This is a genomic window from Hyalangium sp. (assembly GCF_035629615.1).
GTDB lineage: Bacteria > Myxococcota > Myxococcia > Myxococcales > Myxococcaceae > Hyalangium.
Window position 1 is genome coordinate 1 of sequence record NZ_DASPHO010000881.1, and the last position, 9,246, is coordinate 9,246.

Annotated in this window: 9 protein-coding genes; 3 read left to right on the forward strand and 6 right to left on the reverse strand. The window is 68.4% G+C overall.

All coding sequences use genetic code 11. The features are described from left to right. Window positions 1–543: 543 nt before the first annotated feature. From VD972_RS44055 to allB, 5 genes are read right to left on the reverse strand one after another with little or no spacing between them, the layout of a single operon-like run. The gene (locus VD972_RS44055; RefSeq protein ID WP_324995895.1) at window positions 544–750 is read right to left on the reverse strand and encodes a DUF4062 domain-containing protein; all 207 of its coding nucleotides are present in this window, start codon (window positions 748–750) and stop codon (window positions 544–546) included. A gap of 57 nt (window positions 751–807) precedes the next feature. Continuing rightward, the gene (gene uraH, locus VD972_RS44060) at window positions 808–1,152 is read right to left on the reverse strand and encodes a hydroxyisourate hydrolase (RefSeq protein ID WP_324995897.1); all 345 of its coding nucleotides are present in this window, start codon (window positions 1,150–1,152) and stop codon (window positions 808–810) included. After that, window positions 1,149–1,661 (reverse strand): 2-oxo-4-hydroxy-4-carboxy-5-ureidoimidazoline decarboxylase, encoded by a 513-nt coding sequence (uraD, locus tag VD972_RS44065; RefSeq protein WP_324995899.1) that lies wholly within the window; start codon window positions 1,659–1,661, stop codon window positions 1,149–1,151. Before uraD ends, uraH begins: the two co-directional genes overlap by 4 nt. Then, window positions 1,658–2,674, reverse strand: a complete 1,017-nt coding sequence (alc, locus tag VD972_RS44070) for an allantoicase (RefSeq protein WP_324995901.1) — start codon at window positions 2,672–2,674, stop codon at window positions 1,658–1,660. The genes uraD and alc overlap by 4 nt, the downstream gene beginning before the upstream one ends. A gap of 24 nt (window positions 2,675–2,698) precedes the next feature. Beyond that, the gene (gene allB / locus VD972_RS44075; protein WP_324995903.1) at window positions 2,699–4,063 is read right to left on the reverse strand and encodes an allantoinase AllB; all 1,365 of its coding nucleotides are present in this window, start codon (window positions 4,061–4,063) and stop codon (window positions 2,699–2,701) included. A gap of 239 nt (window positions 4,064–4,302) precedes the next feature. On the opposite strand from allB, the gene VD972_RS44080 reads away from it, so the two are divergent. Next, window positions 4,303–5,325: an amidohydrolase family protein gene (locus VD972_RS44080; RefSeq protein ID WP_324995905.1), complete on the forward strand. Its 1,023-nt coding sequence runs from the start codon at window positions 4,303–4,305 to the stop codon at window positions 5,323–5,325. Window positions 5,326–5,333: 8 nt separating this feature from the next. Here VD972_RS44080 and VD972_RS44085 read toward each other — a convergent pair whose 3' ends face one another. Further along, a complete protein-coding gene (locus VD972_RS44085) occupies window positions 5,334–6,218 on the reverse strand; it encodes a LysR substrate-binding domain-containing protein (RefSeq protein WP_324995907.1) in 885 nt (294 codons plus the stop codon). A gap of 101 nt (window positions 6,219–6,319) precedes the next feature. On the opposite strand from VD972_RS44085, the gene VD972_RS44090 reads away from it, so the two are divergent. Then, window positions 6,320–7,957: an acetolactate synthase large subunit gene (locus VD972_RS44090; protein WP_324995909.1), complete on the forward strand. Its 1,638-nt coding sequence runs from the start codon at window positions 6,320–6,322 to the stop codon at window positions 7,955–7,957. A 33-nt stretch (window positions 7,958–7,990) separates the two neighbouring features. After that, a partial coding sequence (locus tag VD972_RS44095; protein ID WP_324995911.1) for an aldehyde dehydrogenase family protein occupies window positions 7,991–9,246 on the forward strand: 1,256 nt, incomplete at its 3' end.

Consider the following 9,246-nt stretch of genomic DNA (forward strand, 5'->3'; position numbering starts at 1 on the left):
TCGGTACCGGGGGGTACGCAAGAACACCTTCGACCTGCGACGGGCCGCGTCCATCCAGAACATCGAGTCATGGCAGCGGCACTTGGAGCGCCCCACTCTCAAAGCCGGATAACATGAACTTCAAACGATTCGGTGCTCTAGTTCCCCATGGGGAATGTCCCACCCGTGAGGCATGAAGGGGGCCGTTTCTTTCTAGTTCCCCACCCGCCAAGGCGAACCCGCGAGGCATGAAAGGGACTTGTTTTTTCTAGTTGGTCACTGGGATAACCCGACTCCGAGGCAGGAAAGGGCTTTTTCTTTCTAGTGCACCGGCGAGCCGGTCCGGCCGACGAGGCAGCAGAAGCAAACGGTCTCTCTGCGGCCGACAACAAGCTGCATATGCAGGATGAGTGCCACTCCAGAGGCCATGCGACCCTGGCATGTCGAGGCTGCCCGTTTCTGCTCAACACCCTCTTAGCAGCAATGCAACCAAGCCAAGATGACGCCATGTTTATTGTGTGGGCTTCTTGCTCCTTTGGAGCTTCACGCGGCGCTTGGGGCTTGCTACCGACCTCCGAGAATGAGGAGATACACATCGGAGTCGTCGATCCACCGACGAATTGTCTCAAGCTGGCTCTTGTCTCCTGCTGCAAACAACTCCATGCCCGCAGGTATATGGCCGGACTCAAGGATGGCTTCTACTGCTGATTGCCTCTCCTCCTTGAGATCTATGTAGGTAGAGGAGATGAAGACCTGAAGCTTTCGCTTCATGTGAACCTTCCTTTAATTGGGTTCTAAATGGCTGGTGGTCGTATTCAATCAGAAGGCTCAGCTACCACGGTATGTGGAGTAGCCGAAGGGGCTCAGCAACAGCGGCACGTGATAGTGCTCTCCCGAGGTGTGGATCTCGAACACCACCGAGACGTACGGATAGAAGCCATGCACAGCGTGCGCTTGGAAGTACGCTGCCGTGTGGAACGTCATCCGGTACGTGCCAGGCTCCAGGCTCGTGCCCGCGGGCAGGAAGTCCTTCACTCGCCCATCCGAGTTGGTGGTGCCGCGGGCCAGCTCGCGCCAGCCGCCAGCGCCCTCCTGCGCCTCCAGGGTGATGGGGACTCCGGCCGCCGGGCGGCCCCACTGCGTATCGAGGACGTGGGTAGACAGGGTGCTCATGGGGTGGTGAGGAGCTTCTCCAGTCGAAGACGGGTGATCTGTGCCTGCTCGCCTGCCGCGATGCGCAGCTCCAGCGCCGGCGGGTTGTTCATGCGATCGCGCAGGTGCTCGAGCATCTCCCGGGCATTCCTCCCCGTGGCGCAGATGAGGAAGGTGAAGCCGAAGCGCTCCTCGTACTCGCGATTGCCGTCCGCCAGAGCCTGGATCACGTCCTCGCCCGCGCCCTGCATGCCCTGCTGCTCCTGCTCAGACCAGGCCCCGGTGGCCTTGAAGCGCTCGCGCAGCTTGTCCGCGTCGCCGATGCGCGGGTGGTGCGTGATCGCCTCTCGCCAGTCATCCGGCCCCGTCTGGGACCAGAGCCACCCCGCCTCCGCGTACACCGAGGAGATGTCCTTGAAAGGACGCGCTCGCGCCATGGCGTCCGCCCAGCGGTTGGAGCCGCAGCAGCGCAGGAACTCCGCCTTGGCCTCGTCGAAGGGCAGGCCGTTGAGCCAGTGGATCTTGTTCACGCAGGGCGCCCGTGGACCCGGAGCCGGCTGATACCGCCGTCCGGGAAGATGTTGAGCCGCACGTGGGTGAACGGCCCCGCGGCGCGCAGCTCCGACTCGTAGAGGTGCCGGTGGTGCGCCTGCAGCTTCGTGCGCGGGAGGATCTCCTGCCAGACAATGTCCTTCGCGTTGGCGAAGTCCAGGAGGTCCTCCTTCAGGAAGCACCCCTCCAGCGAGCACATGTCCGGGAAGTTGCCCTTGAAGTGGTTGGTGTCCACCTCGACTTGATGCACCGTGCCCGGCACGGCCAGCTTGACGACGATCCAGTCGAAGCCCGGCACGCGCTTGCGCCGCGTCTCCCAGCCCTCGCCCATGGTCACAGCCCGGCCCGGGAGGATGAGGTTGTCCTTGGGCCCGAAGAAGGCGTCATTGGTGGTGATGACGATGCCGCCGTTCTCCGCCGCCGCCAGGTCCACCAGCTCGCCCGAGCGCAGCTTCGCCACATCCGGCTTCACCACCCCGTGCACGCGCAAGCGCGCCACGCCCCCGTCCGGGTAGATGTTGAGCCGCACGTGCGTCCACCGCCGCTCGCGGGCCACGGGCAGGTAGTTCTGCGTGCCACCGACCAGCTTCGTCTTCGGGACGATCTCCGTCCACTCCGCGCCCGTGAGGGACTCGGGCGCGGGCGAGCCCTCCACCTCCAGCCCGTCCACGGAGGCGTACTCGGGGAAGTTGCCGAGGAAGTGGTTCGTGTCCACGTTCACGCCGCGGATGACACCCGGCAGCCCCAGCTGGAGGATGCACCAGTCGTAGCCCGGCACGCGCTTGCGCCGCGTCTCCCAGCCGTCCATCCACTTGCCGAACTCGGTGTACTTGTCCGGGATGAAGACGCCGCGCCCCGGCTTGAGCAGGTTCTCCTTGGGCGCGAAGAACTCGTCGTTGGCGACGAGGGCCTTGCCGCCCACCTTCTCTGCGGCCAGATCGATGAGCTCGGCGAAGGCGACGCGCACCTTGCCTTCCTCGGGGGTCTGCATGCGGGAACTCCTCCTGCGGATACCTTACGCCACAGAGCGCGCCGCGCCAGGACGGCGCACCCACTGGCCTGCGGGGTGGGGAGTGGGCTCACCCCGTGTGTAGGCGGGAACTCCCCGCACCCACGAGCGCTCCACCACGCCCTGGAGCGTGAGCCCCGTGTACGGCGTGAGGGGGTGGCGGTGGAGCACGCCCGAGGGCTCCGGGGTAAACGTCGCGCTCGGGTCGAAGACGAGCAGATCCGCATCCGCGCCGGGGGCCAGGGTGCCCTTTACTCCCTCCAGGCCGATGAGCCGGGCGGGGTGCTGGCACATCCACCGGACGAGCTCCTCCAGCCCGTAGCCATGCTTGCGCATCCCCGTCCACACCGCTGGCAGGCTGAACTGGAGCGAGGCGATACCCCCCCACGCCGCAGCGAAGTCGCCGCGCTCTAGGTGCTTGAGGGCCGGCGTGCACGGCGAGTGGTCCGACACCACCATGTCGATGTCGCCACGCGCCAGCCCCGCCCACAGCTTCTCCTGGTTCTCCGCCTCGCGGATGGGCGGCGCGCACTTGAAGTGGGTGGCCCCGTCCGGGATGTGCTCCGCGTCGAAGGTGAGGTAGTGGGGGCACGTCTCCACGGTGAAGGGCAGGCCCTCGCGCTTCGCGGCGGCGATGTCCGCCAGCGCATCCGAAGAGGACAGGTGGACGATGTGGACGCGGCCCCGGTGCTTGCGGCACAGCTCCACCATCATCCGGATGGCGTCATCCTCCCAGCGGCGCGGGCGGGACTGCAGGTAGCCGCGATAGGCCCGCGGGTCGCCCTGGGGCGGGTGCTCGTGCTCGGTGAGCTCCGCGTGGACGATGAGGGGCACGCCGCGCCGCGCGAGGATGGGCATGGCGCGCTCCAGGTCCTCGCGGGTGACGTGGGGGAACTCGTCCACACCCGAGTGGATGAGGAAGCACTTGAAGCCCGTCACCCCGGCGTCGACCATGCCGTCCAGCTCGCCCGCATTGCCGGGGATGACGCCGCCCCAGAAGCCGTAGTCGATGGCGCAGCGTCCCTCGGCGGAGGCGGCCTTGGTGCGCAGCGCCTCCAGCGTGGTGGTGGCGGGGATGGAGTTGAGCGGCATGTCCACCACGGTGGTGATGCCACCCGCGGCTGCGGCGCGAGTGGCCGTCTCGAAGCCCTCCCACTCGGTGCGGCCAGGCTCGTTGATGTGGGCATGGCTGTCCACCACGCCCGGCATCACCACCTTGGTCCCCACGTCCCTCACCGGCAGGTCCCGAGGCACCCGCTGAGGGGAGACCACTGCCTCGATCTTCCCGTCTCTGATGACGACCGCGGCCTCACGCACGCCGCTCTCGGTGACGACGCGGCGGCTGGCCAGCACCCAGTGTCCTCCGTTCACGGCTCGAGCTCCTTCATGGGGTAGTAGGACCGAGGAAGTATGAGCGTAGTCAAATCACGCTCTGGGCCTTCTCCGCCAACTCGCGCACGAGGGACTTGCGCTCGCTCGGTCCCAGAGCGGGCCCGGGTCTGTTTGCACCCCGACGAGAGGGAAGGGGAGAGCCCGTGAGACGCCCCGAATTTCGTTTCTCTCAGGGAATGGACAGGGGTGGAGGGGGTAGCTGCGCTACCCTCCACGGCATGACCCAGCGACCACTCGCCGGCTTCGTCATCATGGCCGGATGTCTGCTGCTCCTGGCGTGCGGGCACTCTGCCCAGCGCGCTGCCACGCCGCCGCCCATCATCGACATGCACTTCCATGCCATGGGTGCGGGTGATCAAGGTCCCCCGCCGCTCGCGATGTGCGTGTCGGGCGAGGCTCTTCCTGTCTGGGATCAGCGCCGGCCATGGCCCGAGCAGTTCATCGGGTGGCTCACGAGCCCCGAGTGCAGCGATCCCGTGTGGTCGCCGAAGACAGACGACGAGCTGATGCAGCGGAACCTCGACGTGCTGCGTCGCCACAACATCACTGCCCTGACGAGCGGGGGCAGATCGGAGATGCTGGAGCGGTGGCAGGCCGCCGAGCCCACGCGAGTCATTCCCACGCTGCACTTCAGCCTGGTGGAACAGCCACCCTCGGTGGAGACCTTGCGGCAGTGGTTCAAGGAGGGCCGCTACAAGGCGCTGGCCGAGGTGACCAACCAGTACGGTGGCATTGATCCGAACGATCCGGCGTTCGAGCCCTACCTCGCGCTGGCCGAGGAGCTGGACATCCCCGTTGGGATCCACATCGGGACGGGACCGCCGGGAGCGCCGTACCTGGGCTTCGACAAGTATCGCGCCCGGATGCACTCACCGCTGGCGCTCGAGGAGGTGCTCGTCAAGCATCCCAAGCTGCGAGTCTACGTCATGCACGCGGGCTGGCCGATGCTCGACGACATGCTCGCCGTCATGTGGGCGCACCCGCAGGTGTACGTCGACACCGGCGTGATCATCTACGCGCTCCCGAAGGCAGAGTTCTACAGGTACCTTCAGCGCATGGTCGATGCGGGGTTTGGCCGTCGCGTGATGTTCGGCTCCGACCAGATGATCTGGCCCGAGGTCATCCCCAGGGCCATTCAGCTCATCGAGGAGGCGCCGTTCCTGACCGCCGTGCAGAAGCGCGACATCCTCTACAACAACGCCGCGCGGTTCCTGCGGATGGACGGCGCTGCCTCGAAGTGAGGCCGTTCCTACTCCTCGGCCTCCTTCGCCCGCGCGCGCACCTCCGCCGCGAACAGCTCCGCCGCGGGCGTACGAGGAGCGCCCTTGCGCCAGAGCAGGGCCGCGAGCTCGGAGCGCGGTGCGGGGGACAGCCGCTTCACCACCAGCCGCTCGGCCTCCGCCAGTCGTGGCTCGGGGAGCACGGTGACAGCGAGGCCCGCGCGCACGATGGCGAGCACGGTGGCCACGGCGTTGGACTCGAGCGCGATATGGGGCGAGAGCTGCATGGCGGCGAAGTAGGCGTCCACGCGTACCCGGACGCGCAGCCCGCGCGAGAGCAATGCGAATGGCTCGCCTGCGAGCTGCCGGGCCCCCACGGACTCCACTCCCGCCAGCAGGTGCCCCCTGGCGACGACGAGCCCGAGCTTGCTGTCGAAGACAGGCTCCGCGTCGAGGTCAGGTAGGCGAGCGGGCGCGTAGGCCAGCCCCACGTCCAGCTTGCCGTCCGCGAGCCGACGCTCCACCCGCCGGACGACTGCCTCCTCGGCACTCAACGCGAGGCCCGGGTGCTTGCGCAGCACGGCTGTGAGCGCAGGCACGACAACGCCGCGCATGCTCGGCGGGTAGCCCACGCGCAGCGCCCCTGTGACGAGCCCTCGCAGCTCGCCCACCGCTGCTCGTCCAGCATCTACGTCCTCCAGCGCTCGCGAGGCGTACGTGCGGAACAGCTCTCCCGCCTGGGTCAGCCGCACACCGGCGCGCGCTCGCTCGAAGAGCGGTGCCCCGAGCTCCTCCTCGAGCTGGCGGATCTGCTGCGAGAGCGTAGGTTGCGAGACGTGGACTCGCCGCGCGGCGCGTCCGAAGTGCAGCGCGTCGGCGACGGCGGAGAAGTAGCGGAGGTGGCGCAGCTCCATCCCAGCATCATAGGCAATGCCTATCGGGCCCATGGGAACAAACGAATGGACGAATCGCCCCACGCGCGTAGATTTCCCCTCGTCCGCAAGGAGAGACCCCCATGAAGGCATCAGACCTGTTCGTCCGAGCGCTCGAAGCGGAGGGCGTGCGCTGCGTCTTCGGGCTGCCTGGCGAGGAGAACCTGGACCTGCTCGAGTCCCTGCGCGCCTCGGGCATTCGCTTCATCGTCACGCGCCATGAGCAGGCCGCGGGCTTCATGGCGGCCACATGGGGAAGGCTCACGGCGCGCGCAGGCGTGTGTCTCTCGACGCTGGGGCCCGGCGCGACCAACCTCGTCACGGCCGCGGCGTATGCCCAGCTCGGCGCCATGCCCATGGTGATGATCACCGGGCAGAAGCCCATCAAGGCGGGCAAGCAGGGCCACTTCCAGATCATCGACGTCGTGGGGATGATGAGGCCGCTCACCAAGTCCACCCGCACGCTCGTCTCCGCGGAGCATGTCCCCTCGGCGGTGCGCGAGGCGTTCCGCCGCGCGGAGGAGGAGCGCCCCGGCGCGACCCACCTGGAACTGCCCGAGGATGTGGCGCGAGAGCTCGTCGAGGCCTCACCCCTCGAGCCCAGCGCCCACCGCCGGCCCGTGGCCGACGAGGCCGCCATCGCGCTGGCGGTCGAGGCCATCGCTTCCGCCCGCCGCCCGCTGCTCATGATCGGCGCGGGTGCCAACCGCAAGCTCACCTCAGAGATGCTCCGCGTCTTCGTGAGCCGCGTGGGGATGCCCTTCTTCAGCACCCAGATGGGCAAGGGGGTGGTGGACGAGACGCACCCGCTCTGGATGGGCACGGCAGCGCTCTCCGACGGGGACTTCGTCCACCGGGCCATCGAAGCCTCGGACTGCATCGCCAACGTGGGCCACGACGTCATCGAGAAGCCGCCGTTTGTCATGCGTGACAACCACCGGAAGGTGGTCCACTTGAACTTCTCGTCGGCCTCGGTGGACCCCGTGTACTTCCCGCAGGTGGAGGTGACCGGCGACATCGCCAACGCGGTGTGGCGCATCGCGGAGGGCGTTGGCCCGCGCGCGCACTGGGACTTCGCTCCCTTCGAGCGCGCCCGCCAGGGACTGGATGCGCAGCTCGCGCGTGGCATCGACGACGACCGCTTCCCCCTCTACCCCGCGCGGCTCGTGGCCGAGGTGCGGCGCGCGATGCCGGAGGACGGGATCGTCTGCCTGGACAACGGCATGTACAAGCTCTGGTTCGCCCGCTACTACCGCTGCCGCCGGCCCAACACGCTGCTGCTCGACAACGCGCTCGCGACGATGGGGGCGGGGCTCCCGTCCGCCATCGCGGCAAAGCTGGTCCACCCGCAGCGCAAGGTGCTCGCGGTCTGTGGCGACGGCGGGTTCATGATGAACTCGCAGGAGCTCGAGACGGCGGTGCGCCTGCGGCTGGACCTGACGGTGGTCGTGGTGCGCGACGACGGCTACGGGATGATTCGCTGGAAGCAGGGGGAGATGGGGTTCCCGGACTTCGGGATGGAACTGGGCAACCCGGACTTCGTCCGCTACGCGGAGGCGTACGGCGCGCACGGACACCGCCCAGCGAGCGCCGCGGAGTTCGGCTCCACGCTCTCGCGCTGCCTGGACTCGGGCGGCGTGCACGTCATCGACCTGCCCATCGACTACTCGGACAACTCGCGTGCGCTCGGTGCCGGTGACGAGGACGGCGCCACGCCCTGAGCCACGAGCACGCGCAAGAGAGAGAGGGACGCCATGCTGGCTGAACGTTACCCGTACTACGTGGCCAACCGCCCGCGGCAGCCGAACGCGGAGCTGGCCGTGACCGACAAGTACTCGGGCGAGGTTGTCACTCGCGTGGCGCTCGCGGATGCGAGTGCCGTGGAGGAGGCCATCGCCGCCTCGGTGCGCGCGGCAGGCCCGATGCGGCGGCTGGCGCCGTACGCTCGGCAGGAAGTGCTCGAGCACTGTGTGCGCCGCTTCCGCGAGCGGGCCGAGGAGCTGGCGCTCGCGCTCTGCATCGAGGCGGGCAAGCCCATCCGCGACGCGCGGGGGGAGGTCGCCCGGCTGATCGAGACATTCAAGGCGGCCGCCGAGGAGGCCGTGCGCGGCCAGGGCGAGGTGCTGAACCTGGAGATCTCGCGACGCACGGCCGGCTACCGGGGCTTCACCCAGCGCGTGCCGGTGGGCACGTGCTCCTTCATCACGCCGTTCAACTTCCCGCTCAACCTGGTGGCGCACAAGGTCGCGCCCGCCATCGCCGCGGGCTGCCCGTTCGTGCTCAAGCCGTCGGACCGCACACCCGTGAGCGCGGCGATCATGGCCGAGGTGCTCGCCGAGACGGAGCTCCCCGAGGGCGCCTTCTCCGTCCTCACGACGCGCCTCGAGGACGTGGGGCCATTCATCGAGGACGACCGGCTGAAGCTGCTCTCGTTCACCGGCTCGGAGAAGGTGGGGTGGGAGCTCAAGGCGCGTGCGGGGCGCAAGAAGGTGGTCCTGGAGCTGGGCGGCAACGCGGCCTGTGTCATCGATCGCGACCAGGGCGAGCGTCTGGACTTCGTCGCGGACCGCGTCGCCCATGGGGCCTTCTTCCAGGCGGGGCAGAGCTGCATCTCGGTGCAGCGCGTGCTCATTCACGAGGAGCTGTACGACGCACTGAGGGAGCGCCTCGTCGCTCGGGCGCGGGCGCTGCGCGCGGGGAACCCCAGGGACGAGGCGACCACGCTCGGGCCCATGATTGACGAGCCCGCCGCGAAGAGGCTGGAGGGCTGGATCCAGCGCGCGGTGGGGCGTGGGGCGCGCGTGCTGGCCGGGGGAGGGCGACGCGGCGCTCTGCTCGAGGCCACCGTGCTGGAGGGCGTGCCCGCCGACGAGCCGCTGAGCGCTGAGGAGGCGTTCGGGCCGGTCGTGCTGCTCCAGCCCTTCCGCACCTTCGAGGACGCTCTCCGTGCGGTGAACGACGGGCGCTACGGGCTGCAGGCGGGCGTCTTCACCCAGGACTTGTCGCGGGC